This window comes from Microbacterium pseudoresistens, assembly GCF_013409745.1.
In the GTDB taxonomy this organism is placed as follows: domain Bacteria; phylum Actinomycetota; class Actinomycetes; order Actinomycetales; family Microbacteriaceae; genus Microbacterium; species Microbacterium pseudoresistens.
On sequence record NZ_JACCBH010000001.1, the window covers coordinates 1,611,677 to 1,636,541 of the forward strand.

The following is a 24,865-nucleotide window of genomic DNA, read 5'->3' on the forward strand; positions in this document are numbered from 1 at the left end:
AGGAGAGAGAAATGGTGGAGTCCATCGCACGCGTGCGACACATCCGCGTGACCCCTCAGAAGGCTCGTCGTGTCGTCGCGCTCATCAAGGGCAAGCAGGCTCAGGAGGCCATGGCCATTCTGAAGTTCGCCCAGCAGAGCGCCAGCGAGCCCATCTTCAAGCTTGTGGAGTCGGCAGTCGCCAACGCCCAGGTGAAGGCGGACCGCGACGGCGAGTACCTGGATGAGCAGGACCTGTACGTGAAGAACGCCTTCGTGGACGAGGGGACGACGCTGAAGCGTTTCCAGCCCCGCGCCCAGGGCCGCGCGTTCCAGATCAAGAAGCGCACGAGCCACATCACGGTCGTGCTGGCGACGCCGGAGACCGCTGAGGTCGCCGCCGACGCCACGACGAAGAAGGCGAGCAAGTAATGGGACAGAAGGTAAACCCGTACGGCTTCCGCCTCGGCATCACGACGGACCACGTGTCGCGTTGGTTCTCGGACTCGACGAAGCCCGGCCAGCGTTACGCCGACTACGTCGCCGAGGACATCCGTATCCGCAAGCTGCTGCAGACGCAGCTCGACCGCGCCGGCGTCTCGAACATCGAGATCGAGCGCACCCGTGACCGCGTTCGGGTGGACATCCACACCGCGCGTCCCGGTATCGTCATCGGCCGCCGCGGCGCCGAGGCCGAGCGCATCCGCGGCGACCTCGAGAAGCTCACCGGCAAGCAGATCCAGCTGAACATCCTCGAGGTCAAGAACCCCGAGGCCGACGCTCAGCTCGTCGCGCAGGGCATCGCCGAGCAGCTGTCTGCTCGTGTGGCGTTCCGCCGCGCGATGCGCAAGGGCCTCCAGGGTGCCCAGCGCGCCGGTGCCAAGGGCGTGCGCGTCCAGGTCTCCGGTCGTCTCGGCGGCGCCGAGATGAGCCGCTCGGAGTTCTACCGCGAGGGTCGTGTGCCGCTGCACACGCTGCGCGCGAACATCGACTACGGCTTCTACGAGGCCAAGACCACCTTCGGCCGCATCGGCGTGAAGGTCTGGATCTACAAGGGCGACCTCACCAACAAGGAGCTCGCTCGCGAGCAGGCCAACCAGAAGCCGTCGCGCGACCGTGGCGGCGACCGCCGTCGTGGCCCGCGCAACGAGGCCCCCGTCGCAGAAGGAGCGTCTGCCTGATGCTTATCCCTCGTAAGGTCAAGTACCGCAAGCAGCACCACCCGAAGCGGGATGGTCAGGCCACCGGCGGCACGAAGGTCTCCTTCGGCGACTTCGGCATCCAGGCGCTGACCCCGGCCTACGTGACGAACCGTCAGATCGAGGCCGCCCGTATCGCGATGACCCGTCACATCAAGCGTGGCGGCAAGGTGTGGATCAACATCTACCCCGACCGTCCGCTCACCAAGAAGCCCGCCGAGACCCGCATGGGTTCCGGTAAGGGTTCGCCGGAGTGGTGGGTCGCCAACGTCAAGCCGGGCCGCGTCCTCTTCGAGGTCGCTGGTGTCGACGAGCAGCTCGCTCGTGAGGCACTGACCCGTGCCATTCACAAGCTGCCGCTCAAGGCACGCATCATCAAGCGCGAGGGGAGCGACGCGTAATGGCGATCGGAACCAAGGAGCTCGCTGTGACCGAGCTCGACACGTTCGAAGACCAGCGCCTCGTCGAGGAGCTGCGCAAGGCCAAGGAGGAGCTGTTCAACCTCCGTTTCCAGTCGGCCACCGGCCAGCTGGAGAGCCACGGCCGCATCCGCGCCGTCAAGCGCGACATCGCGCGCCTGTACACCGTGATCCGTGAGCGCGAGCTCGGCATCCGTGCGACGCCGGCTCCGGTCGAGGCTCCGGCCAAGAAGGCGTCCAAGAGCAAGGCGAAGAAGGCCGAAGCGGCCGAGGCGCCGAAGGAGGAAGCCGAGTAATGGCTGAGAAGAAGGCTGCGGCCGCGGAGCACGCCGCGCACGATGTGCGCGACGCGGACGCCCGCGGATACCGCAAGACGCAGCGCGGCTACGTCGTCAGCGACAAGATGGACAAGACCATCGTCGTCGAGGTCGAGGACCGCGTGAAGCACCCCCTGTACGGCAAGGTCATCCGCCGCACGGAGAAGCGCAAGGTGCATGACGAGACCAACTCGGCAGGCATCGGCGACCTCGTCGTCATCAGCGAGACCCGCCCGCTCAGCGCCACCAAGCGCTGGCGTCTGGTGGAGATTCTGGAGAAGGCCAAGTGATCCAGCAGGAGTCCCGCCTCAAGGTCGCCGACAACACCGGCGCGAAGGAGCTGCTCACCATCCGCGTCCTCGGCGGCTCGCGCCGTCGCTACGCCGGACTCGGTGACACGATCGTCGCGACGGTCAAGGATGCGATCCCGGGCGGCAACGTCAAGAAGGGCGATGTGGTCAAGGCCGTCATCGTCCGCACCGTCAAGTCCACGCGCCGTCCCGACGGCTCGTACATCAAGTTCGACGAGAACGCCGCCGTGCTTCTGAAGACCGACGGGGAGCCCCGCGGCACCCGCATCTTCGGACCGGTCGGTCGTGAGCTTCGCGACAAGAAGTTCATGAAGATCGTCTCGCTCGCCCCGGAGGTCATCTGATCATGGCGAACATCAAGAAGGGCGACCTGGTTCAGGTCATCTCTGGCCGTCGCCAGGACAAGGGCGGCGACCGCGGCAAGCAGGGCAAGGTCCTCGAGGTCCTCGTCGAGCAGAACCGCGTGATCGTCGAGGGCGTGAACTACGCCACCAAGCACACGCGCGTCGGCCAGACGCAGCGCGGCACCAAGACGGGCGGCATCGAGACCATCGAGGCCCCCATCCACATCTCGAACGTCGCACTCGTCGACCCCGAGACGAAGAAGCCGACCCGTGTCGGCCACCGCGTCGAGGAGCAGGTCAAGGACGGCGTCAAGCGCACGGTCCGCGTGCGCTACGCGAAGAAGAGCGGTAAGGACCTCTGATGAGCACCGACACTGCCGCGCCGGCTGGCAAGATCCAGCCGCGCCTGAAGCAGAAGTACAAGAACGAGATCCAGCAGAAGCTGCAGGACGAGTTCGGCTACAAGAACGTCATGCAGATCCCCGGCCTGGTCAAGGTCGTCGTCAACACCGGTGTCGGTGAGGCGGCTCGCGACAGCAAGGTGATCGACGGCGCGATCGACGATCTCGTCAAGATCACCGGCCAGAAGCCGATCGTCACCAAGGCGAAGAAGTCGATCGCGCAGTTCAAGCTGCGCGAGGGCCAGGCCATCGGTGCGCACGTCACCCTCCGCGGCGACCGCGCGTGGGAGTTCCTGGACCGCCTCGTCAACCTCGCCCTTCCCCGCATCCGCGACTTCCGCGGACTGTCGGGCGAGCAGTTCGACGGCAACGGCAACTACACCTTCGGCCTGACCGAGCAGAGCGTGTTCCACGAGATCGACCAGGACAAGATCGATCGCGTCCGTGGATTCGACATCACCGTGGTGACGACCGCCAAGACGGATGACGAGGGTCGTGCGCTGCTGCGCCACTTCGGCTTCCCGTTCAAGGCGACCGACGCCCCGGCGTGACGGCGGGGGCGGGGTGCAGCGCACCTCGCCCCACCCCGTACAATTGAAGATTGTGTGTTCACGAAGGTCGGTGTCCGTGTAACGGGCATCGAAACCTCATGATCGAAAGAAGAAGCAAATGACAATGACAGACCCGGTCGCAGACATGCTGACCCGTCTGCGCAACGCGAACTCGGCGCACCACGACTCCGTGACGCTGCCCTCGAGCAAGCTCAAGACGCACATCGCCGACATCCTCCAGCAGGAGGGCTACATCAGCGGGTGGGAGCTCAGCGACGCCCGCGTCGGCAAGAACCTCACGCTGACGCTCAAGTACGGCCCGAACCGCGAGCGGTCGATCGCCGGCATCAAGCGCGTGTCGAAGCCCGGCCTGCGCGTCTACGCACGTTCGACCGAGCTCCCCAAGGTGCTCGGCGGCCTGGGCGTGGCCATCCTGTCCACCTCCTCCGGTCTTCTCACCGACCGTCAGGCTGAGCAGAAGGGCGTAGGCGGAGAAGTCATCGCCTACGTGTGGTGATCTGACATGTCGCGTATTGGACGACTTCCCATCGAGATCCCCGCGGGTGTGACCGTTTCGGTCGACGGCCGGGATGTGTCGGTGAAGGGCCCGAAGGGCGAGCTCTCGCTCACCGTGGCCGCCCCCATCGAGGTCGCCGTGGAGGAGGGCCAGGTTCTGGTCACCCGCCCCGACGACGAGCGCGAGTCGCGGTCGCTGCACGGCCTCACCCGCACCCTCATCAACAACGACATCATCGGCGTGACCCAGGGCTACACCAAGGGCCTCGAGGTCGTCGGCACCGGTTACCGCGTGCAGCAGAAGGGCAGCTCGGTCGAGTTCGCCCTCGGCTTCTCGCACCCCGTGCTCGTCGACGCCCCCGAGGGCATCACCCTGACGGTGGAAGGCACGAACAAGCTCACCGTCAGCGGCATCAGCAAGCAGGCCGTCGGCGAGGCGGCTGCGAACATCCGCAAGATCCGCAAGCCCGAGCCGTACAAGGGCAAGGGCGTGCGCTACGCCGGCGAGGTCGTGCGTCGCAAGGCCGGAAAGGCTGGTAAGTAACCATGGCTGTGAAGTCGAAGTCCGACGCCCGCGCGCGTCGTCACGCCCGCCTTCGCAAGAAGATCGTCGGCACCGAGGCGCGTCCGCGTCTGGTGGTCACCCGCTCCGCGCGCCACGTGTTCGTGCAGCTGGTCGACGACGGCAAGGGACGTACGGTGGCATCCGCCTCCACGCTCGAGACCGATCTGCGCGCCCTCGACGGCGACAAGACGGCGAAGGCCCGCAAGGTCGGCGAGCTCGTCGCCGAGCGTGCGAAGGCCGCCGGCGTCTCCGAGGCGGTGTTCGACCGCGGCGGCAACCGCTACGCCGGTCGCGTCGCCGCCATCGCCGATGGCGCCCGTGAAGGGGGTCTGGCACTGTGAGTGACAACAAGGAGAACGAAGTGACCACCGAGCAGTCTGCTGCCCAGGCGCCCGCGGAGAACACCGCCGCGTCGGAGCAGCCGCAGCGCGACGAGCGCCAGGGTCGCCGCGGAGGCCGCGACCGCGGCCAGGGCGGTCGTGACCGCAACTCCCGCGACCGTGGCGACAACCAGTTCCTCGAGCGCGTCGTGACCATCAACCGCGTGTCGAAGGTCGTCAAGGGCGGCCGCCGGTTCAGCTTCACCGCGCTCGTCGTGGTCGGCGACGGCAACGGTCTCGTGGGTGTCGGCTACGGCAAGGCCCGCGAGGTCCCCCTCGCCATCTCGAAGGGCGTCGAAGAGGCCAAGCGCAACTTCTTCCGCGTTCCGCGCGTGGGCACCACGGTGCCCCACCCCGTGCAGGGCGAAGCCGCTGCCGGTGTCGTGCTGCTGCGTCCGGCCGCCGCCGGTACCGGTGTCATCGCCGGTGGTCCGGTGCGCGCCGTGCTCGAGTGCGCGGGCATCCACGACGTGCTGTCGAAGTCGCTCGGTTCGTCGAACACGATCAACATCGTCCACGCCACCGTCGAGGCGCTGAAGTCGCTCGAGGAGCCGCGCGCCGTCGCCGCTCGTCGTGGACTCGCCTACGACGCCGTCGTTCCGGGGATCATCATCCGCAACGAGGAGAAGGCCGCTGCGGCTGCCGCAGCCGAGAAGGTAGGTGCCTGATGGCTGCGCGCCTCAAGGTCACGCAGATCAAGTCCAAGGTGAGTGAGAAGCAGAACCAGCGCGACACGCTGCGCAGCCTCGGTCTGAAGCGGATCGGTGACACCACCGTCCGCCCGGACGACGCGCAGACGCGCGGGTACGTGCGCACCGTCGCTCACCTCGTCAAGGTTGAGGAGATCGACTAATGGCTGAGAAGAACGACGCCGCCGTCGAGGCCGAGAAGGCTCCGAAGAAGGCTGCCGCTCCCAAGGCCGCCGCCGAGAAGAAGGCCGCTGCCCCCAAGGCCGCGGCGAAGAAGGCCGCAGCCCCCAAGGCCGCGGAGAAGACCGCCGAGAAGAAGCCGGCCGCCAAGAAGGCTCCGGCCAAGGCCGCCGCCAAGAAGTCGGATGACACGGTCTCGCGCCCCGGCGTGCTCAAGGTGCACCACCTGCGTCCTGTTCCCGGCGCCAACACCGCCAAGACCCGCGTGGGTCGCGGTGAGGGCTCCAAGGGCAAGACCGCCGGTCGCGGCACGAAGGGCACGAAGGCCCGCAACACCGTGCGCGTCGGATTCGAGGGTGGGCAGATGCCGCTGCACATGCGCACCCCGAAGCTGCGCGGCTTCAAGAACCCGTTCCGCGTCGAGTACCAGGTCGTGAACCTGGAGAAGCTCGCCGAGCTGTACCCGAAGGGTGGCGAGGTCACCGTGGGCGACCTGGTCGCCAAGGGCGCGGTGCGCAAGAACGAGAAGGTCAAGGTGCTCGGAAACGGCGACATCGCCGTCAAGCTCACCGTGTCGGTCGACAAGGTCTCGGGCTCTGCCGAGCAGAAGATCGTCGCGGCGGGCGGTTCCGTCAAGTAACCGCCGCAAGAGGGGCCGGAGAGATTCTCCGGCCCCTCTTGGGTTACCCTGGTTTTCGGCCGTCTGTCACTCGGATCGGCCACCCCTTCAGGAGGCAAGCCCTTGTTTAGCGCCATCGCGCGGATCTTCCGCACGCCGGATCTGCGTCGGAAGATCGGATTCACGCTCGCGATCATCGCGATCTACCGACTCGGTTCCACCGTTCCCGCACCGTTCGTGCACTTCCCGAACGTGCAGGAGTGCATTGCGCTGAACTCCGGCACCGACGGCCTGCTCGGGCTCGTCAACCTCTTCTCCGGCGGCGCGCTGCTGAAGCTGTCGATCTTCGCCCTCGGCGTGATGCCGTACATCACGGCGACGATCATCACGCAGCTGCTGCGCGTGGTCATCCCGCACTTCGAGACGCTGCACAAGGAGGGGCAGGCCGGGCAGGCCAAGCTCACCCAGTACACGCGCTATCTCACGATCGCCCTGGCGCTGCTGCAGTCGACCACGCTGGTGACCGTGGCCCGCAGCGGTCAGCTGTTCGGCCAGAGCGGCGTCGCCGCGTGCAACCAGCTGCTCACCAACGACGTGTGGTGGGCGCAGCTGCTCATGATCATCACCCTCACCGCCGGCACGGGCCTCATCATGTGGTTCGCCGAGCTGGTCACCGAGCGTGGTATCGGCAACGGCATGTCGCTGCTGATCTTCACCTCGATCGCGGCGACCTTCCCCGGCGCCATGCAGGCAATCTGGGAGGCCCGCGGCTTCGAGGTCTTCCTCCTCGTGCTCGCGATAGGCATCGTGGTGATGACGCTCGTGGTCTTCATCGAGCAGTCGCAGCGGCGTATCCCCGTGCAGTACGCCAAGCGGATGGTCGGCCGGCGCACATACGGCGGCACGAACACGTACATCCCGATCAAGGTGAACATGGCCGGTGTGATCCCGGTGATCTTCGCCTCGTCGCTGCTGTACATCCCGATGCTGGTCGCCCAGTTCAACATCCCGCAGGACGGCTCGGCTCCGCCGGAGTGGGCCACCTGGATCATGCAGTACTTCGTCACGGGCGATCACCCGCTGTACATGGCGGTGTACTTCCTGCTCATCATCGGCTTCACCTACTTCTACGTCGCGATCACGTTCAACCCCGTCGAGGTCGCCGACAACATGAAGAAGTACGGCGGTTTCATCCCCGGCATCCGTGCGGGGCGCCCGACGGCCGAGTACCTCGACTATGTGCTCACGCGCATCACGTTCCCCGGATCGCTGTACCTGGGCGTGATCGCGCTGATTCCGTTGATCGCCCTGGCCACGGTCAGCGCGAACCAGAACTTCCCGTTCGGCGGTGCGTCGATCCTCATCATCGTGGGCGTGGGTCTTGAGACGGTGAAGCAGATCGATGCGCAGCTGCAGCAGCGCCACTACGAAGGGCTTCTGCGATGACCGCTCGACTTCTGATCGTGGGGCCGCAGGGCTCCGGCAAGGGCACGCAGGGCGTGCGCATCGCCGAGGCCTTCGGCGTCCCCGTCGTCTCGACGGGCGACATCTTCCGCGCGAACATCACGCAGGGCACGAAGCTGGGCAAGAAGGTCACCGCCATCCTCGACAAGGGCGACCTCGTTCCCGACAAGCTGACCGGCGAGATCGTGCGCGACCGCCTGTCGCAGCCCGACGCCGAGCCCGGCTTCCTCCTCGACGGCTACCCGCGCAACGCGGCGCAGGTCAAGGATCTGGATGCCTTCCTCACCGCCCAGGGTGCGTCGCTCGACGCCGTCATCCTGCTCGAGGTGCCCCGCGAAGAGAGCATGGCCCGCCTGCAGCTGCGTGCGACGGAGCAGGGCCGCACGGATGACACCCCCGAGGCCATCGCGCACCGCCTCGACATCTACGAGAACGAGACGGCGCCGATCGTCGACGCGTACGGTTCGCGCGGCATCGTGGAGCGCATCGACGGCGTCGGGGGGCTGGACGAGATCACCGAGCGCATCTTCGCGGCGCTGGCCGCGCGCGGTCTCGACCGCGTCGTCGCCTGAGGGCCGCGAGCCCTGTGGTGTTCCGACGCTCCCTCTACAAGACGCCCGCGCAGTTGCGCGCCATGATCGAGCCCGGCCTGATCACGGCTGCGGCTCTTGCGGAGGCGCGCACACGCATCCGTCCGGGTGTGTCGACCGGTGAGCTCGACGCGATCGCCGAGCAGGTGATCCTCGCACGTGGTGCGGAGTCGAACTTCCAGCTCGTGCGCGGGTACCGGCACACGACGTGCATCTCGGTCAATGACCAGGTGGTGCACGGCATTCCGGGCGACCGCGTGCTCGAGCCGGGCGACATCGTCTCGATCGACGGCGGTGCGCAGTTCCAGGGCTGGAACGGCGACAGCGCGTTCACGGTCGTCGTGCCCGACGCATCCCGCCCCGAGCTCGTGTCGGCGCGCGAGGAGCTGTCGCGGGTGACCGAGGCGTCGATGTGGGCGGGGATCGCGGCCATGACGACGGCGCGCACGCTCAACGACATCAGCGGCGCGATCGAGGACGTCATCAGCAGCGCGGGGGCGTACGGCATCTTGCGCGAATACGTCGGTCACGGCATCGGGCGCAAGATGCACGAGGCGCCCAGCCTGTTCAACTACCGCACCTCGGATCCGGGCGCCGAGGTGCGCCCGGGCCTCGTGCTCGCGATCGAGCCGATGGTCACCGCCGGCGACGAGGAGACCTTCGTCGAGGACGACGACTGGACCGTGACGACGACCGACGGATCGGATGGCGCGCACTGGGAGCACAGCGTCGCGCTGCATGACGGCGGCGTGTGGGTGCTCACCGCCCCCGACGGCGGCGCGGCGGGCCTCGCGGCGTTCGGGGTGACTCCCGTCCCGCTGGCCTGACTCACGAGAAACCCGCTGCTGCGTGAAAAATCCGCTCGCAGAGGGTTTCTCACGCAGAACGGGGTTTCTCGCGGGGCGAGCCGTGGAGCGTGGCGAGCATCGCCGTCTGCGGGCGTGCGACGAGCGGCACCCTCGCCACGCGGAGTGCCTGCGCCAGTGGTTCGACGCGCCAGGCGTCCGACAGGCTCCACCGCGCGAACGGATGGCCATGCCGGCGCAGCCGATCCTCGCGCTGCTTCTCTTCGCGGAATCGGCGGCTGCGCGTGCGTTCGTCGTCGCCGTACTTCTGCCAGCCGTCGACCTCGGCGATCGCTCTGCAGGAGGGGAAGAAGAAGTCCACCCGATCGCGCGCGTCCTCGTATCGGAACTCTCGCTGCGAGGCGGGGCTCTCGAAGCCGCACCACTCGATGACGGCTCGGCTCACACTCTCGGCCGGAGACTCAGATGCCGGATCGGCTCGCCGCCACAGCCACGGCATGCGGCGTCGCCCGCGGGAGCCCGGCTGCGATTCCGACCGGTCGCGGAGGTCGCGGAGCAGGAGAGGGCCGCCCTGGGCCGGCGCGATCGCCGTGTCGACGAGGGCGAGAGCCTGCGCAGGCGGCAGGAGCCGCGCGAGGTCGACCACGGTGTCGAGCACGGCGGTGACGCGGATGCCCTCGACAGCGACGACCTCGCGCGGCATCGCGCCGGTGTGCACGGCGACATCGCCCCGCCGGCGCGACGCGGTGCGCACGGGGTCGTACACGTGGATGTCGCGCGGCTCGCCGAACAGCGGCAGGCCGTGGATCACGGCCGCCGACTCGAGGCAGAGGATCGCGTCGGGATGCGCACGGAGGTATGCGTGCACGCGCAGCGCGTAGCGCATCCATGGCGGGAGCGAATCGCATGCGCCGCGCGCGGCATAGACGCCTCGGCGCACACGCACCCACTCGGCCGAGGGCACGACGATCCCCAGCATCCGCGCCTCCTCAGTGGTCATCAGCGGTGCGGGGGAGAGGAGGGATGCGCGGTCGGAGAGGAGGTTCAGCATCCGCCCATCCTGCGCGGCACACCGCCGCGACGCACCGCGCTCTGCGGACGTCGGGGACAACTCGCCGGGTCGCGCCTCTGGGGAGGAGAAGTGAGAAACCCGGCCTTGCATGAGAAACCCTCTCAGAGCGGGTTTCTCATGCAGAATTGGGTTTCTCGCTCGTTGTCGCTTCACACGCGCCCCATAGGCGGGTGCGAAAGGATGAGAGCGCGCGGGCCTCCTGCGCCCGCTTCCTTGCACACAGGATCCCCGGGATCCCGAAAGATCGGATGAGAATGGCCGCTGCCAAGGGCAGGACCAACTGGTTCGCCATCATCGTGTCCGCCGCCGTCGTCGTCGTGCTCCTCGGGCTCGGCGGCGTTGTGGTCTGGCTCAACAACGCCGCGACCGACCCTGGTCCCGCACCGCAGGCGGGCGTCGTCGACACCGACACCGGGGCGATCACGTTCGGCACGGGGGACACGACGATCGAGACCTACGTCGACTTCATGTGTCCCGCGTGCAACGCGTTCGAGCAGACGCACGGCGAAGACCTCTGGAGCCTCGCCGAGAGCAACAAGATCACGCTCAAGGTGACCCCGGTCGCCGCGCTCGACCGCTTCTCGCAGGGAACGGCCTACTCGACGCGCGCGGGCAATGCGCTGTACTGCGTTGCTGAGAAGGACGAGAGCGCCATCGTGCCGTTCATCACGGGGCTGTTCGCGCAGCAGCCGGAGGAGAACAGCACCGGCCTCGACGATGCGACTCTCATCGAGATCGCCAAGGGCGTGGGCGTCACCGGCATCGACTCGTGCATCACGGATCGGACGTACGGCAAGTTCATGACCAAGACCACGAGCCTGCTCCCGGCGAGCCCTGCAGATGGGCAGCGCTACACGCCCGCCGTGCTCGTCGACGGCGGGTATGTGGAGAACCCGGTCAACAGCCCGGACTTCGCCAAGCAGCTCGTCGATCTGGGCAAGTGAGCGGACGCCGCTGAGGCGGCTCGTCACAGCTCGTGGGCTGCTTTCAGGATTTGACCCGTGCATCCTCTATGATTGTTTCTCGACCTAACAAATCAGGGGGATCACGCCGACTCCGGCGTGCAAGGGGAGAATCATGACGAAGACAGCTGTTTCGTCGCGCCCATGGGCGCGACTGGCCGCGTTGGGGTTGGCGGCCTCGGGCCTCGTGGCATTCGGGGCGTTCGCATCGCCGCAGATCGCCTTCGCCGCCGCAGGCGAGTGCGCCCCCGGTGAGGTGCCGAGCCCCGACAGCGTCACCAACGTGTTCACCGACAACAACGTGGCGGTGTACGCGGGCGACGACCTGGTCGTCGCGGGCGCGTCCGCCGAGCTCGAGGGTCTGATCGTCGCCGGAGGCGACGCCTCGTTCGTCATGGACCCGGCGCGCCTGTTCAACATCGGCACGGTTGGCGTCGGCTCCGGCGTGGTGCCCGGCGCGGGCGAGACCATGCTCGCCGTGGGCGGCGACCTCACGATCGCCGACGGCAACAGCATCGCCGTCGGCGCCGTGGTCGGCGACTTCGCGGGCGGCGGAGACGTGCAGGTGGGTGGCGTCGCCACCCCGACCTACCCGTCGCCCGCTTACGACCTCAGCGGTGGCGAGCTCGCCGAGGGCCTCGGCGCGGATGCCGTCGCCCCGTGGGCAGACTTCGGCACGCTGATCTCCGCGGCCTCGATGGAGTACGCCGCCGAGGCGACGACCGGTGCGACCACCGCGGAGTGGGGCCGGATCACGTTCACCGGCACCGGAGCCGACCGCGAGGTGTTCACGGTCACCACGGACCAGCTGACGACCAATCCCGAGATCGCCTTCACGGGGATCGCCGCGGATGCCACGATCATCGTCAACATCACCGGCGTGACCGCGAACTGGGCGCCCACGTACTTCGAGCTCGACGGCATCCGCGTCGACGTGGTCGGCGCGGGCGTGAACGGCTTCGGCTACCTCGCCTCGCACACCCTGTGGAACTTCGTCGACGCGACGGATGTGACCGTGGGCGGCTCGTCGCAGGTGCTCGGATCGATCCTCGTCCCGGGCGTGAACCCGGATGCCTCGGCGCCGACCGTGACCTTCTCCGCCAGCACGAACGGCCGGATGTACACCAACGGCACGATCCGCATGGAGGGCACGGGGAACGAGCACCACAACTATCCGTTCGTGGACGATGTCTTCAGCTGCTCGGTCGTGCCTTCGACACCGGACCAGCCGGACAACCCCGACCAGCCGGACAACCCGGACCAGCCGGACAACCCCGACCAGCCGGACAACCCCGACCAGCCGAGCCAGCCGGACCAGCCGAGCCAGCCCGACCAGCCGAGCCAGCCTGACCAGGGCGACAAGCCCGGCGACGGCACCCTGGCCGTGACCGGTGCCGAGTTCTCGCCGTGGCCCGCCCTCGGCGGTGCGGCCGCGCTGCTCGGCGGGGCCGCGCTCCTGCTCGGCGCGCGCCTGCGCGGACGTCGCGCCACGCGCTGAACGATCCGACGGCGGAGCCCGGCTTGCCCGCAGCTCCGCCGTCGGATAACATAGATCGTTGGTGCCTGGCGCCTTATCTCGGCGTGTCCGGATAAGCGCGGCACCGACATCCCATCACCCACCGCAGATCGACCGGTCTGCACAAGCGTCAGCGAGGCTATGGCTAAGAAAGACGGTGTCATCGAGATCGAAGGCGTGATTTCCGAGGCGCTGCCCAACGCGATGTTCCGCGTCGAGCTCACCAACGGACACAAGGTTCTCGCCACGATCTCCGGAAAGATGCGGCAGAACTACATCCGCATCATCCCCGAGGACCGCGTGGTCGTGGAGCTCTCGCCCTACGACCTCACCCGTGGTCGCATCGTCTACCGCTACCGCTAGACCGGTCGAGAAGTAACGGCTGTCGCCTGCCCCAGGGGCGTGCGACAGCACGAAGACAGCGAACAGGAAACAACATGAAGGTTCAGCCGAGCGTCAAGCCGATCTGCGATCACTGCAAGGTGATCCGCCGTCACGGCCGCGTCATGGTGATCTGCAAGAGCAACCCCAGGCACAAACAGCGCCAGGGCTGACTCGACCGCAGGAACAGCACAACTCAATACAAAGTCCAGCAGGATCGAGAACCCGCGTGCGGGGGACACCTCGGGAAAGGGGCCCGAGTCCCAGATCCTGCTCCACACCTCTTACTCATTCCAGGAGAATCCGCATGGCACGTCTTGCCGGCGTCGACATCCCGCGCGACAAGCGCGTGGTGATCGCACTCACGTACATCTACGGCATCGGCCGTACCCGTTCGGTCGAGATCCTCAAGGCCACCGAGATCGACGAGTCGATCCGCGTCAAGGACCTGACCGACGACCAGCTCATCGCCCTGCGCGACCACATCGAGGGCACCTACAAGGTGGAGGGTGACCTTCGCCGCGAGGTCGCCGCCGACATCCGTCGCAAGGTCGAGATCGGCTCCTACGAGGGCCTTCGTCACCGCCGTGGCCTGCCGGTCCGCGGTCAGCGCACCAAGACCAACGCCCGTACCCGCAAGGGCCCGAAGCGCACCGTCGCCGGTAAGAAGAAGGCCCGCTAAGCGGCCAGGGATTAGGAGAAGACTTTCATGGCTGCACCCAAGGCCGCCGCGCGCAAGCCGCGCCGCAAGGAGAAGAAGAACATCGCGCTGGGCCACGCCCACATCAAGTCGACGTTCAACAACACGATCGTTTCCATCACCGACCCGTCCGGCGCCGTCATCAGCTGGGCCTCGTCGGGTGGCGTGGGCTTCAAGGGCTCGCGCAAGTCGACGCCGTACGCCGCCGGCATGGCCGCGGAGTCTGCCGCCCGCCAGGCGCAGGAGCACGGCGTGAAGAAGGTCGACGTCTTCGTGAAGGGCCCGGGTTCGGGTCGCGAGACGGCGATCCGCTCGCTGACCGCCGCCGGCCTCGAGGTCGGATCGATCCAGGATGTGACGCCGCAGGCCCACAACGGCTGCCGTCCTCCGAAGCGCCGCCGCGTCTGATCGCTTCGCCGCTCGGACCAGCACTGCGGGTCTGAGACCTGCTCGCGGTCCGAGCGGCGTGCGGCGATCCTCTCGCCTTCTCACAACTCAACAACCTCACCCACCACGTGTCATATAGCGGGCACGTGATCGAAAGGAACAGACAGTGCTCATCGCACAGCGTCCCACTCTCACCGAGGAAAAGATCTCCGAATTCCGCAGCCGCTTCGTGGTCGAGCCGCTCGAGCCCGGCTTCGGATACACCATCGGCAACGCGCTTCGTCGCAGCCTCCTCTCCTCGATCCCCGGCGCTGCGGTCACGAGCGTCCGCATTGACGGCGTGCTGCACGAGTTCAGCACCATTCCGGGCGTGAAGGAGGATGTCACCGAGATCATCCTCAACATCAAGCAGCTCGTCGTCTCGTCGGAGCGCGACGAGCCGATCACCGCGTACCTGCGCAAGACGGGTGCCGGTCAGGTCACGGCCGCCGACATCTCGGCTCCCGCCGGTGTCGAGGTGCACAACCCCGAGCTGGTCATCGCGACCCTCAACGACACCGCCAAGTTCGAGCTCGAGCTGACGATCGAGCGCGGCCGCGGCTACGTCTCGGCCGCACAGAACCGCAACGAGTACGCCGAGGCCGGGCAGGTTCCCGTCGACTCGATCTACTCGCCGGTGCTCAAGGTCAGCTACCGCGTCGAGGCGACTCGTGCCGGTGAGCGCACCGACTTCGACAAGCTCGTGCTGGATGTGGAGACCAAGCCGTCGATCGCCCCGCGCGACGCCGTGGCGTCGGCCGGTCGCACGCTGGTGGAGCTGTTCGGTCTCGCCCGCGAGCTGAACGAAGAGGCCGAGGGCATCGAGATCGGTCCGGCTCCGGTCGAGGCCGTGCTCTCCAACGAGCTGTCGATGCCGATCGAGGACCTCGATCTGTCGGTCCGCTCGTACAACTGCCTCAAGCGCGAAGGCATCAACACGGTGTCCGAGCTCGTCGCCCTCTCGGAGACGCAGCTCATGAACATCCGCAATTTCGGACAGAAGTCGGTGGACGAGGTGCGCGACAAGCTCATCTCGCTCGGCCTGTCGCTGAAGGACTCGGTGCCCGGTTTCGACGGCGCCCACTTCTACAGCGGCTCCGAAGACGAGTCCTTCTGAAACCCTTCCTTCCGATCCAGGAGATAGACAATGCCCAAGCCCACTAAGGGTCCGCGCCTCGGAGGAGGCCCCGCCCACGAGCGTCTGCTGCTCGCGAACCTCGCTGCCGCGCTGTTCACCCACAAGTCGATCAAGACGACCGAGACCAAGGCCAAGCGTCTTCGTCCGCTCGCCGAGCGCCTGGTGACCTTCGCCAAGCGCGGCGACCTGCACGCGCGTCGTCGCGTGCTGTCGATCCTGCGCGACAAGGACGCCACGCACGTGCTGTTCGCCGAGATCGCGCCGCTGGTCGCCGAGCGTGAGGGCGGCTACACCCGCATCACGAAGGTCGGTAACCGCAAGGGCGACAACGCGCCCATGGCCGTGATCGAGCTCGTGCTCGAGCCCGTCGCCTCCAAGGCGAAGAAGTCGAGCGCGAAGGCCGACAAGCCCGCGAAGGCCGACAAGCCCGCGAAGGCGGAGAAGGCCGACGAGGCCGCCGCCACCGAGGTCGCGGCTCCCGTGGCGTTCGCCGCCGGTGACTTCGGCGACGACTCGGCTGCTCCTCTCGAGGACGGTTCGGCGCCGGAGGGCTTCGACATCAAGGGCAACAAGGACTCGATGCTCTACCACCGTCCCGACGGCCAGTGGTACGACGCAACGGTCGCCGAGGTGTGGTTCCGCACGGCCGAGGCCGCCGAGGCCGCAGGCTTCACGGAGGCCGGCAAGGGCGACTCCGCCGAGTAATCGCGTCTCACGCCGAAGCCCGCCGCTCCCTCGGGGCGGCGGGCTTCGGCGTGCCCGGGGCCGTCCGCCTCCGGGACCACCCCGAGGGTTCAGGTGCCCGCTTCGCCCGCTCAGGGCCTCCGGAGGGCGATCGGAGGCACCTGAGTGCGGAACGCATCCGTCGGGGGCCCCTGTTTGCCCCGGATGGGCATAGGCGAGGGCATTCCCGGGCACCTGAGCACGAGGCGGCGTGCAGTGCGCCGCGTGGGCAGGAATACCCTGGAGGCGTGCGCATCCGACTCGATATCGCCTACGACGGCACGGGCTTCCGCGGCTGGGCGCGCCAGCCCGGGCTGCGCACCGTGCAGGGCACGCTCGAGGGCGCGCTGGAGCGCATCGTCGGATCCGCGGTGCAGCTCGTCGTCGCCGGGCGCACGGATGCCGGGGTGCACGCCGCGGGGCAGGTGGCACACGTCGACCTCGATGAGGCGCAGTGGGCCCGGGTGGAGTCGCGCCACGGCCGTGCGGCGCACGATCCGGCGGGGTCGCTGGCCGGGCGGATGCGCGGGGTGCTCGGCGCGTATCCGGATGTGACGGTGCGTCAGTCGATGATCGCGCCGGAGGGCTTCGACGCCCGTTTCTCGGCGGTCTGGCGTCGTTACCGCTACCGTCTCGCCGACGAGCAGTCGGGCTACGACCCGCTCGTCCGGCATGACACCACGAGCATCCGCGCATCCCTCGATGTCGACGCGATGGATGCCGCCGCGCAGACGCTCATCGGCCTGTGGGATTTCGCGGCGTACTGCAAGGCGCGCGACGACGCGACGACGATTCGCACCCTGCTCGAGTACCGCTGGCGCCGCGATGAGGCGGGCGTGCTCGTGGCCGAGGTGAAGGCCGACGCCTTCTGTCACAGCATGGTGCGCGCGCTCGTCGGTGCTTGCGCGGCCGTGGGGGAGGGGCGGCTCGATGTCGGCGACCTCGCGGTGATCCGCGACGGGCTCACCCGCACGAGCGAGTTCAAGGTGCTCGCCGCGCGCGGGCTGTCGCTGCTCGAGGTCGGCTATCCGGCCGATGAGCTGCTGGCCGCCCGTGCCGAGCAGACGAGGGCGCGGCGCGAGCATCCGGGAGACGCCTGACTCATCCTCAGACGTTTGCCGTATTCCGGGATCCGCAAAGCCGACGCGAGTAGCGTGGGATGCGATGAAGGTGATCTCGTACAACCTGCGCAAGCATCGGGCCGCCGACGAGCTCGGTGCGCTCGTCGCCGAGCATGCGCCCGATGTGCTGTGCCTGCAGGAGGCCGATTCGGCGGCACTCGATGAGCGGCTGGGCGATCTCACCCTCGTGGAGGCGACGCAGGGCAACCGCCTGGGGCTGGCGGTGTATCACCGGGCGAACACGTTCGACGTGGTCGGCGTCTCGGCGTTCGAGCTGAAGAAGTCGCTGCACGATCGCATCCTCAAACCCGCGCACGAGCGCGTGCTCGGGGTGCGTCTGCACGACATCGACTCGGGGGCGGATCTCGTCGTCGCCTCCTTCCACGCCGCCCCGCTCACCGCGCTCAACTCGCTGCGCCGGCATCAGATTCGCGCGGCGCTGGATGCGCTGGCCGAGATCGGCGACGGACTGCCCATCCTCATGGTCGGCGACTACAACTATCCGGTGTTCAAAGAGAACCTCGGCCAGGCGGTGCGCGACCACGGCTACACGCTGAGCCTGAGCGATGATCGCACCTACACGCGCTACCGCGTGTTCAAGGGGCACTACGACTTCGCGACCTCCGTCGGGTTCGCGATCGACAGTATCCGCACGCTGCCGCAGCGCTCCAGCGATCACCGCCCCATCCTCGTCACGGCCGACCCGCATCCCGTCGAGCGCACCGGCGCCGCCTGACAACAGGCGTGTTTGGGGATGCGGCGAGGATGCCGTAAGCTATTCCTTTGGTACTCCATACTGCGGGGTGCCACGAACGTGAGCCCTCCACTGGCGTGTTCGCCCCTCTAGGGGAGAACCACCCCGGAGTGGGATTCACGAACCTCTCCGTTCGACTAGAAAGCAGCACTATCGTGACGCGCACTTACACCCCGAAGGCCGGGCAGGTCCAGCGCGACTGGATCGTGATCGACGCCACCGACGTCGTTCTCGGCCGTCTCGCCTCGCACGCCGCAACGCTCCTGCGCGGCAAGCACAAGCCCACCTTCGTCAACCACATCGACACCGGCGACTTCGTCGTGATCGTGAACGCCGACAAGGTCGCGCTCACCGGTCAGAAGCTCGAGAAGAAGATGGCCTACCGCCACTCCGGCTACCCGGGCGGGCTCAAGGCCGTGGCCTACTCCGAGCTGCTCGAGAAGAACCCCGTCCGCGCCGTGGAGAAGGCCGTGCGCGGCATGCTCCCGAAGAACAGCCTGGGCCGCCAGCAGCTCTCGAAGCTCAAGGTGTACGCCGGTGCCGAGCACCCGCACGCCGCGCAGCAGCCCCAGCCCTACTCGTTCGACCAGGTCGCCCAGTAAGCGCCGTACACCCTAAGGACATACTCGTGGCTGACAACGACACCACCGAATTCCCCACCTCGTACTCGACGACCAGCGCCGAGACCGTGGAGGCCGCCGAGGCCGCTCCGCGCCCCGTGCTGAACGTTCCCGGCGCCGCCGTGGGCCGCCGCAAGCAGGCCATCGCCCGCGTGCGCCTGGTTCCGGGCTCGGGCACCATCACGGTCAACGGCCGCACGCTCGAGGACTACTTCCCGAACAAGCTGCACCAGCAGCTGATCACCGACCCGTTCACGGTGCTCAACCTCACCGGTGCGTACGACGTGATCGCCCGCATCTCCGGCGGCGGCGACTCCGGCCAGGCCGGTGCGCTGCGCCTGGGCATCGCCCGCGCGCTGAACGCGATCGACGCCGAGAACAACCGCCCGACCCTGAAGAAGGCCGGCTTCCTCTCGCGTGACGCCCGCGTCATCGAGCGCAAGAAGGCCGGTCTCAAGAAGGCTCGCAAGGCTCCGCAGTACTCGAAGCGCTGATCCGTACCGTTCCTCCCATGGCACTGTTCGGAACAGACGGTGTGCGCGGGCTGGCCAACGGCCCCCTCACCGCCGATCTGGCGCTCTCCCTGGCCCAGGCGACTGCTGTCGTCCTGGGCCAGGGCCGCATCGCCGAGGCCCGCAGGGCCGCCGGCAAGCGGCTCACCGCCGTGGTCGCCCGCGACCCGCGCATCTCCGGTCACTTCCTCAGCGCCGCCGTCGAGGCGGGTCTGGCATCCTCCGGCGTCGACGTGCTCGACGCGGGCACGTTGCCGACCCCGGCCGCGGCCTTCCTCATCTCGGATGTGGATGCCGACTTCGGCGTGATGATCTCGGCTTCGCACAACCCGGCGCCCGACAACGGCATCAAGATCTTCGCCCGCGGCGGTGTGAAGCTGCCCGACGACGTCGAGCGGCGCATCGAAGAGGCGATGAACGGCCCCAAGCTGCAGCCGACCGGTGGCGATGTGGGCCGGATCATCCGGTTCGCGGATGCCGAGGACCGCTATGTCATGCACCTGCTGGCGTCGCTGCCGCACCGGCTCGACGGCATCCATGTGGTGCTCGACTGCGCCAACGGCGCGGCGGCCGGGGCGTCGCCCGAGGTGTTCACCAACGCGGGCGCGAAGGTGACCGTGATCGGTGCCGAGCCCGATGGGCTGAACATCAACGACGGCGTCGGCTCGACGCACCTCGACAAGCTGGCCGCCGAGGTCGTGCGCGTGGGCGCGGATGTCGGCATCGCCCACGACGGGGATGCCGACCGCTGCCTCGCGGTGGATGCCTCCGGCAACGTCGTCGACGGCGACCAGATCATGGCGATCCTGGCCGTGGCGATGAAGGAGCGCGGCGTTCTCGCTGAGAACACGCTCGTCGCCACGGTGATGAGCAACCTCGGCCTGCATGTCGCGATGCGCGAGCACGGGATCACCGTGCGCAAGACCGCGGTCGGCGACCGGTACGTGCTCGAAGACATGAACGCCGGCGGGTTCTCGCTGGGCGGCGAGCAGTCGGGTCACGTGATCATGAGCGAGTTCGCCACCACGGGCGACGGCGTGCTCACGGGCCTGCACCTGGTGGCGGAGATGGCGCGGCAGAAGAAGTCGCTCGCCGAGCTGGCCTCGGTGATGACGGTCTTCCCGCAGGTGCTCGTGAATGTGAAGGATGTCGACAAGACGCGCGTGAACGACGACGAGCCGCTCGCGGCCGCCGTGCGCGCGGCCGAGTCGGAGCTCGGCGACACGGGACGCGTGCTGCTGCGCGCATCCGGCACCGAGCTTCTCGTGCGCGTGATGGTCGAGGCGGCCGACGTCGAGACGGCCCGCAGCCACGCCGACCGGCTGTGCATCGTGGTGCGCGAGCGGCTGTCGCTGTAGTCCTTCGCTGTAGTCCTTTCGCGAGTGCACGGGATCCCGCCGAATGCACGGCGTATTTCCCGAAAGAAGCCGCTCATTCGGTGATAAGCCGTGCACTCGCGGGTGGGCGCGCGCACTGCTAACCTCGGGCGCGTGACCCGTTCAGATGAGGCCGTCGAGCCTGCCCGCACATCGCGCCGGAGTTTCCTCACCGCGGCGGCCTGGAGCGCGCCGGTCGTCGCAGCGGCCGTGGCCGTTCCCGCGCGGGCGGCGAGCGTGAGCGGCCCGACCGTGCGGTTCAGCCAGATGGCGTACGTCGTTCCGATGCCTCCGGGCGGCGAGGTGGCCGTGTCGGGGTGGCTGCTCGATGAGGATGGCCAGCCGAAGTACGGTCAGGTCGCGGCCCTGATCGAGGGGTCTGATTTCGAGATCGTCGGCGGGGCCGGAGGGTCGACCGAGGTATACGCCATGACGTCCGACGACGGCAGTTTCCGGCTGCGGGTGCGGGCGAAGCCGTCGGCGACGGTCGCATCCCACGGTGGGATGCACGGCTTGGCCGTCGACGGCGGGCTCACCACGTCATATGCCGGGTTCGTTCCCGCGCCCGGCGGAACCGTCTCCCTCACGCAGCCGCGCACCAACATGAACTTCGTCAACGGTCGGTTGCGCGCCGTCGTCGAGGCGCACGGGATCAGCGTGCCGGGGCCTGTGACGCTGACCTTCGCCCTCGACAGCGGCGTCTTCACCGCCGCATCCGTGTCGGTGGACGCGTCGCCGCAGACGGGCTGGACGATCACGGGCGTGGGCACGGGCACGCTGAGCGTGGCGCGCGATGGGGGGCTCGCCGCTGACGATCCTGTCGTGGTGGGAGTGCTCGCCGGCTATTCCAGCCCGACGACCGGTAGCGTGCACCTCTCGACGGTGGGGGGAGAGCTCGTCACGCCGTCGCAGCCGGTGCCGCTCTACTTCGGCTGAAATCGCATCCCGAATGTGCGGGATTCCACCGAATGTGCGGCGTGTTTCCCGAAAGAAGCCGCTCATTCGGCGATAAGCCGTGCACTCGCGAGGGGATGACGGGGGCTCGGCGAGGGACGGCGGCCTACGGCACCTGCCAGCGGGGGATGGGCCACACGATGCTGACGACCTTGCCGACGACGCCGTCGCGGGTGGCCCAGCGCCAGCATCCGTCGCTGCCGGTGGGCAGGCTGCGGCACCGGGCGGCGGAGTCGGATGAGTTGCCGCGATTGTCGCCGAGCATGAGGTACGAGCGCTCCGGCACCTCCACGGGCCCGAAGCAGCGGGTCGAGGCCGGCTCGGTCTCGCAGTCGAGCACACCGGGCGTGAACGGCAGGTCGTTGAAGACGTAGGGTTCGTCGAGCGCGACGCCGTCGACCGTCACGGCGCCCGCGGCGGTGCAGCACGCGGCGGTCTGCCCGGGCCCGGCGATCACGCGTTTGACGAGCGTGTGCGGGCCCGACGGGCCGAATCCGCTCACTTCACCGAGCCAGCGCAGCACGCTCGTGAACCACGGTTCTTCGTCGACGCCGGTGGCGCCCCACGTCTCGTCGGCGTCGAACACGATGATGTCGCCGGTGGCGGGCTCGGTGCCCACGTAGGCGAGACGGTTGACGAGCACCCTGTCGCCCACCTGCAGGGTCTGGGTCATCGAGCTCGACGGCACCGAGTACGGCTTGGCGACGAAGCTGAGCACGCCTCCGACGAGCACGAACGCGAGCACGAGATGAAACCACGGGCTCGACGTGATGCGACGCCACCGCGAACGCGGTGCGGATGCGGTCTCGCTGCTCATCTCACTCCTCGGGTGCGCTGCAGATACGGTACTCGCCCGCCTGGGCGAGCGTCTCGCCGACGCACGGCTGCGGGGTGAGTCGGGGAACGTCGGCCATCCCGGGCGCATCCCACAGTCCTACGTGGGCGCCCGTGAGCACGACCGCTGCCACCGGCCGCCCCCACGGCTCAGCGGCGAGCCAGTCGGTGCCCGTCTCCGCCACCCAGGCGCGCAGGGGCTCGAGTCCGGCGCGCTGGCTCTGCAGGGTCTCGGCCGGAGGCGCGAGGGCGGATACGGCGTGCAGGGCTGCTCCGGCGGCGACCACGACGACGATCACGCCCGCACCGACCGCGCCGATCCCGGCACGAAGGATGCTCGACCCAGTGCCCGCATCCGACCCACGGCCCGCATCCGACGCGCCGCCCGCCGTGCGGCGCCGGCGCCACCACGCCGCGGCGACGCCGGCGGCGGCCGCGGCGAGAATCGGCGTGAAGGCGAAGACGCCCGGCGCGGGATGGCGCACCCACAACGGCAGGTGCGCGGCGAGCGACCACCACGCGAGATAGGTGGCGAGCCCGACGCCGGCGGCGAGCACGATGGCCGTCCGACCCCGAAGGGACTCAGCGCGGGGCGACTCAGCACGAGGTGACTGAGCGGGCCCGGGCTCGCCCCGCCCCGACTCAGCGCTCCCCGCCACCGAGGTCCGCCGATGCGCCACGGCTCCCGCCACGACGAGCGCCACGGTCAGAAGCCCCGCGACGGCGGCCGCCCACGGCCACACGAACCACGCGTCGGCGAACGTGGTCGCCTTCTGCGCGATGGTGGTCGGCGCGGTGTCCTGCCCTCCGCTCAGCAGGAACCCGCCGAGCGAGCGCAGGTGGCGCAGGTACCCCGAGAAACCCATGCCCACGAGCGCGGCGAGCTCGACGAGCAGCGTCGGCAGCGCGACCATCACGAGCGGCAGCCAGCTGCGGCGCAGGGTGGTGCGCACGCGCATCCATCCGGTTCCTGGTGCGAGCATCCACAGCGCTACGGCGAAGGCGGGCAGCGCGAGCAGAGCGATGAGCTTGGCCTGCACGGCGAGGCCCACGAGGAGCCCCGCGAGCCAGGCGCGGCGCGGCAGCACGATGAGGGCCCACACGAGCAGGGCGGCGGCGGGGATCTCGCCGAGCAGGTCGGCAGGGCCCTGGATGGGTGAGACGCCCGCGGTCGTGTTGAACGCGAGCGGCACGGCGGCGGCCAGCAGTGCCGCCCAGCGCCCGCCCAGCCGGTGGCCGAGCACGCCGGCGCCGGCCAGCAGCAGCATCCAGAAGGCGAGGGGCACGAGCCGTGCGCCCATCACGGTGTCGGCGCCGAGCGCGAGCACGGCGGCGACGGGCAGCAGCACGGTCGGTCCGGTGGAGATGCGCGGGTCGAACGGGGTGATGCTCGAGCCCGAGAGCGTGCCGTCGCTGGCGTAGCCGAGACCCGAGAGCAGGTTGAGCGGCACGGTGAGGTTGAACGCCTCGTCTTCCCACAGGTGGTTCACGACCACGCTCTGCCACGCGACCACGCCGTGGCAGGCCAGCAGCGCCGCGGCGAGCAGCCAGAACAGCGTGGTGCGCAGCGTTCTCATGAGCCGGATGCGGTGGGCCCGGATGAAGTGGGCCCGGATGAAGTGGGGGATGTGCGGCGGATGCTGCGCAGTGGCGCCGATGGACGCAGCGACAGGCGCCACACCTCGGCGAGGGCGTCGCGGGCGAACACGCGTAGGCGTTTGGGAGGCAGGCGCAGCCCGGCGCCGCGCCCCCACATGGTTCCGCTGGCGGATGCGCCGCGGCGCGGGATGCTCGCCACGCGCACGTAGCGCACGAGGAATCCGCCGCGCGCCTCGGCGAGGGAGAAGTGCACGTGCGGCACGAGCGCGTCGGCGGGAACGGCATCCACGAGGGTCTCGGCCGCGGCGGGGCGGTAGCCGCGCAGCGGGGTGTTCACGTCGGGCACGCGGCGCCCGCAGGAGGCGGCGACGAGCAGGCCGACTGCCGCGGTGAGCGCCTTGCGGTACCAGGGGTCGGTGCGTCCGCCGCGCACGCCGTGAACGACATCGGCGCCCGTGGCTTCGAGCGCGGCGACGAGACGGGCGACGTCGTGGCCGAGGAATTGCCCGTCACCGTCGATGTGCACGAGCGCGTCGGGGGAGAGCGCGATGCCCGCCTGGTAGGCGGCGAGTGCGGTGGGGCCGTGGCCGCGGTTGGCGGGCTGGGTCTGCACATCCACATCCGGCAGGTCAGACAGCACGACGGCGGTGTCGTCGGTGGAGCGGTCATCGGCGACGACGAAGCTGAGGCGCTCGGCCAGCGGGGCGACGTGCTCGCGGAGTTCTTCGATGAATCCGCGGATGCCCTCGGCTTCGTTGTAGGCCGGCATGACGATGGTGAGATGGGTGAACGGCAAGGGAGTCCTCAGGCGCTGGACGGCGCGCAGAGGGCCCGGCGCGCACCTTCTA

At 68.7% G+C, this 24,865-nt stretch carries 35 protein-coding genes; 31 read left to right on the forward strand and 4 right to left on the reverse strand.

The features are described 5' to 3' along the window. The first annotated feature begins 11 nt into the window (after window positions 1–11). From rplV to map, 17 genes are all read left to right on the forward strand, one after another. Window positions 12–410 (forward strand): 50S ribosomal protein L22, encoded by a 399-nt coding sequence (gene rplV, locus BKA02_RS07990; protein WP_179432918.1) that lies wholly within the window; start codon window positions 12–14, stop codon window positions 408–410. Then, window positions 410–1,159, forward strand: coding sequence for a 30S ribosomal protein S3 (gene rpsC / locus BKA02_RS07995; RefSeq protein WP_179432920.1), 750 nt, complete (start codon window positions 410–412; stop codon window positions 1,157–1,159). Before rplV ends, rpsC begins: the two co-directional genes overlap by 1 nt. Next, window positions 1,159–1,578: a 50S ribosomal protein L16 gene (gene rplP, locus BKA02_RS08000; protein WP_179432922.1), complete on the forward strand. Its 420-nt coding sequence runs from the start codon at window positions 1,159–1,161 to the stop codon at window positions 1,576–1,578. The genes rpsC and rplP overlap by 1 nt, the downstream gene beginning before the upstream one ends. Next, entirely contained in the window at window positions 1,578–1,892 is a 315-nt protein-coding gene (gene rpmC / locus BKA02_RS08005; protein WP_179432924.1) for a 50S ribosomal protein L29, read from the forward strand. Before rplP ends, rpmC begins: the two co-directional genes overlap by 1 nt. Further along, entirely contained in the window at window positions 1,892–2,203 is a 312-nt protein-coding gene (rpsQ, locus tag BKA02_RS08010; protein ID WP_179432926.1) for a 30S ribosomal protein S17, read from the forward strand. Before rpmC ends, rpsQ begins: the two co-directional genes overlap by 1 nt. Then, window positions 2,200–2,568, forward strand: a complete 369-nt coding sequence (gene rplN / locus BKA02_RS08015; protein ID WP_179432928.1) for a 50S ribosomal protein L14 — start codon at window positions 2,200–2,202, stop codon at window positions 2,566–2,568. The genes rpsQ and rplN overlap by 4 nt, the downstream gene beginning before the upstream one ends. Window positions 2,569–2,570: 2 nt before the next feature. Further along, window positions 2,571–2,930, forward strand: a complete 360-nt coding sequence (gene rplX / locus BKA02_RS08020; protein WP_179432930.1) for a 50S ribosomal protein L24 — start codon at window positions 2,571–2,573, stop codon at window positions 2,928–2,930. Further along, window positions 2,930–3,520 (forward strand): 50S ribosomal protein L5, encoded by a 591-nt coding sequence (gene rplE, locus BKA02_RS08025; RefSeq protein WP_179432932.1) that lies wholly within the window; start codon window positions 2,930–2,932, stop codon window positions 3,518–3,520. The genes rplX and rplE overlap by 1 nt, the downstream gene beginning before the upstream one ends. Window positions 3,521–3,638: 118 nt before the next feature. Then, window positions 3,639–4,037 (forward strand): 30S ribosomal protein S8, encoded by a 399-nt coding sequence (gene rpsH, locus BKA02_RS08030; RefSeq protein ID WP_179432934.1) that lies wholly within the window; start codon window positions 3,639–3,641, stop codon window positions 4,035–4,037. A gap of 6 nt (window positions 4,038–4,043) precedes the next feature. Beyond that, a complete protein-coding gene (rplF, locus tag BKA02_RS08035) occupies window positions 4,044–4,580 on the forward strand; it encodes a 50S ribosomal protein L6 (protein WP_179432936.1) in 537 nt (178 codons plus the stop codon). 2 nt (window positions 4,581–4,582) lie between these two features. Then, on the forward strand, window positions 4,583–4,942 hold the full coding sequence (rplR, locus tag BKA02_RS08040) for a 50S ribosomal protein L18 (protein WP_179432938.1): 360 nt from the start codon (window positions 4,583–4,585) through the stop codon (window positions 4,940–4,942). Next, entirely contained in the window at window positions 4,939–5,649 is a 711-nt protein-coding gene (rpsE, locus tag BKA02_RS14505) for a 30S ribosomal protein S5 (protein ID WP_343045375.1), read from the forward strand. Before rplR ends, rpsE begins: the two co-directional genes overlap by 4 nt. Further along, window positions 5,649–5,834 carry a 50S ribosomal protein L30 gene (gene rpmD / locus BKA02_RS08050; protein WP_179432942.1) on the forward strand — a complete coding sequence of 62 codons (186 nt, stop codon included), beginning with the start codon at window positions 5,649–5,651 and terminating at the stop codon, window positions 5,832–5,834. Before rpsE ends, rpmD begins: the two co-directional genes overlap by 1 nt. Beyond that, window positions 5,834–6,490: a 50S ribosomal protein L15 gene (rplO, locus tag BKA02_RS08055; RefSeq protein ID WP_218844498.1), complete on the forward strand. Its 657-nt coding sequence runs from the start codon at window positions 5,834–5,836 to the stop codon at window positions 6,488–6,490. The genes rpmD and rplO overlap by 1 nt, the downstream gene beginning before the upstream one ends. A 102-nt stretch (window positions 6,491–6,592) precedes the next feature. Then, window positions 6,593–7,915, forward strand: coding sequence for a preprotein translocase subunit SecY (gene secY, locus BKA02_RS08060; protein ID WP_179432944.1), 1,323 nt, complete (start codon window positions 6,593–6,595; stop codon window positions 7,913–7,915). Beyond that, window positions 7,912–8,505 carry an adenylate kinase gene (locus BKA02_RS08065; RefSeq protein ID WP_179432946.1) on the forward strand — a complete coding sequence of 198 codons (594 nt, stop codon included), beginning with the start codon at window positions 7,912–7,914 and terminating at the stop codon, window positions 8,503–8,505. Before secY ends, BKA02_RS08065 begins: the two co-directional genes overlap by 4 nt. A gap of 14 nt (window positions 8,506–8,519) precedes the next feature. Next, on the forward strand, window positions 8,520–9,350 hold the full coding sequence (gene map, locus BKA02_RS08070) for a type I methionyl aminopeptidase (RefSeq protein WP_179432948.1): 831 nt from the start codon (window positions 8,520–8,522) through the stop codon (window positions 9,348–9,350). Between the two features lie 49 nt (window positions 9,351–9,399). Here the strand turns inward: map and BKA02_RS08075 are convergent, their stop codons facing one another. Beyond that, window positions 9,400–10,380 (reverse strand): hypothetical protein, encoded by a 981-nt coding sequence (locus BKA02_RS08075; protein WP_179432950.1) that lies wholly within the window; start codon window positions 10,378–10,380, stop codon window positions 9,400–9,402. 275 nt (window positions 10,381–10,655) lie between these two features. Here BKA02_RS08075 and BKA02_RS08080 point away from each other — a divergent pair, with 275 nt between their 5' ends. The 14 genes from BKA02_RS08080 (at window position 10,656) to BKA02_RS08145 (ending at window position 21,566) form a co-directional block, all read left to right on the forward strand. Continuing rightward, the gene (locus tag BKA02_RS08080; RefSeq protein ID WP_179432952.1) at window positions 10,656–11,345 is read left to right on the forward strand and encodes a DsbA family protein; all 690 of its coding nucleotides are present in this window, start codon (window positions 10,656–10,658) and stop codon (window positions 11,343–11,345) included. Window positions 11,346–11,478: 133 nt separating this feature from the next. Then, the gene (locus BKA02_RS08085; RefSeq protein WP_179432954.1) at window positions 11,479–12,861 is read left to right on the forward strand and encodes a choice-of-anchor A family protein; all 1,383 of its coding nucleotides are present in this window, start codon (window positions 11,479–11,481) and stop codon (window positions 12,859–12,861) included. 159 nt (window positions 12,862–13,020) lie between these two features. After that, window positions 13,021–13,242 carry a translation initiation factor IF-1 gene (infA, locus tag BKA02_RS08090; protein WP_028496510.1) on the forward strand — a complete coding sequence of 74 codons (222 nt, stop codon included), beginning with the start codon at window positions 13,021–13,023 and terminating at the stop codon, window positions 13,240–13,242. A gap of 74 nt (window positions 13,243–13,316) precedes the next feature. Further along, on the forward strand, window positions 13,317–13,433 hold the full coding sequence (gene rpmJ, locus BKA02_RS08095) for a 50S ribosomal protein L36 (protein WP_084516090.1): 117 nt from the start codon (window positions 13,317–13,319) through the stop codon (window positions 13,431–13,433). A gap of 134 nt (window positions 13,434–13,567) precedes the next feature. Then, window positions 13,568–13,942: a 30S ribosomal protein S13 gene (rpsM, locus tag BKA02_RS08100; protein ID WP_179432956.1), complete on the forward strand. Its 375-nt coding sequence runs from the start codon at window positions 13,568–13,570 to the stop codon at window positions 13,940–13,942. Window positions 13,943–13,969: 27 nt separating this feature from the next. Next, window positions 13,970–14,368, forward strand: coding sequence for a 30S ribosomal protein S11 (rpsK, locus tag BKA02_RS08105; RefSeq protein WP_045253826.1), 399 nt, complete (start codon window positions 13,970–13,972; stop codon window positions 14,366–14,368). A gap of 145 nt (window positions 14,369–14,513) precedes the next feature. After that, window positions 14,514–15,503: a DNA-directed RNA polymerase subunit alpha gene (locus tag BKA02_RS08110; RefSeq protein WP_179432958.1), complete on the forward strand. Its 990-nt coding sequence runs from the start codon at window positions 14,514–14,516 to the stop codon at window positions 15,501–15,503. Between the two features lie 30 nt (window positions 15,504–15,533). Further along, window positions 15,534–16,229, forward strand: a complete 696-nt coding sequence (gene rplQ / locus BKA02_RS08115; protein WP_179432960.1) for a 50S ribosomal protein L17, sunset domain variant — start codon at window positions 15,534–15,536, stop codon at window positions 16,227–16,229. 266 nt (window positions 16,230–16,495) lie between these two features. Further along, window positions 16,496–17,347, forward strand: coding sequence for a tRNA pseudouridine(38-40) synthase TruA (gene truA / locus BKA02_RS08120; protein ID WP_179432962.1), 852 nt, complete (start codon window positions 16,496–16,498; stop codon window positions 17,345–17,347). Between the two features lie 64 nt (window positions 17,348–17,411). Further along, entirely contained in the window at window positions 17,412–18,104 is a 693-nt protein-coding gene (locus BKA02_RS08125) for an endonuclease/exonuclease/phosphatase family protein (protein WP_179432963.1), read from the forward strand. A gap of 173 nt (window positions 18,105–18,277) precedes the next feature. Beyond that, entirely contained in the window at window positions 18,278–18,724 is a 447-nt protein-coding gene (gene rplM, locus BKA02_RS08130; protein WP_179432965.1) for a 50S ribosomal protein L13, read from the forward strand. Window positions 18,725–18,750: 26 nt separating this feature from the next. Then, window positions 18,751–19,236 carry a 30S ribosomal protein S9 gene (gene rpsI / locus BKA02_RS08135; protein WP_179432967.1) on the forward strand — a complete coding sequence of 162 codons (486 nt, stop codon included), beginning with the start codon at window positions 18,751–18,753 and terminating at the stop codon, window positions 19,234–19,236. A 17-nt stretch (window positions 19,237–19,253) separates the two neighbouring features. Beyond that, window positions 19,254–20,612 (forward strand): phosphoglucosamine mutase, encoded by a 1,359-nt coding sequence (gene glmM / locus BKA02_RS08140; RefSeq protein ID WP_179432969.1) that lies wholly within the window; start codon window positions 19,254–19,256, stop codon window positions 20,610–20,612. Between the two features lie 132 nt (window positions 20,613–20,744). After that, window positions 20,745–21,566 (forward strand): hypothetical protein, encoded by an 822-nt coding sequence (locus tag BKA02_RS08145; RefSeq protein WP_179432971.1) that lies wholly within the window; start codon window positions 20,745–20,747, stop codon window positions 21,564–21,566. 124 nt (window positions 21,567–21,690) lie between these two features. Here the strand turns inward: BKA02_RS08145 and lepB are convergent, their stop codons facing one another. The 3 genes from lepB to BKA02_RS08160 are packed head-to-tail and all read right to left on the reverse strand — an operon-like array spanning window position 21,691 to window position 24,813. Further along, window positions 21,691–22,401 (reverse strand): signal peptidase I, encoded by a 711-nt coding sequence (lepB, locus tag BKA02_RS08150; RefSeq protein WP_179432973.1) that lies wholly within the window; start codon window positions 22,399–22,401, stop codon window positions 21,691–21,693. A 1-nt stretch (window position 22,402) separates the two neighbouring features. Continuing rightward, window positions 22,403–23,995 (reverse strand): hypothetical protein, encoded by a 1,593-nt coding sequence (locus tag BKA02_RS08155; protein WP_179432975.1) that lies wholly within the window; start codon window positions 23,993–23,995, stop codon window positions 22,403–22,405. Beyond that, window positions 23,992–24,813 carry a glycosyltransferase family 2 protein gene (locus BKA02_RS08160; RefSeq protein ID WP_179432977.1) on the reverse strand — a complete coding sequence of 274 codons (822 nt, stop codon included), beginning with the start codon at window positions 24,811–24,813 and terminating at the stop codon, window positions 23,992–23,994. The genes BKA02_RS08155 and BKA02_RS08160 overlap by 4 nt, the downstream gene beginning before the upstream one ends. Window positions 24,814–24,865 lie beyond the last annotated feature (52 nt).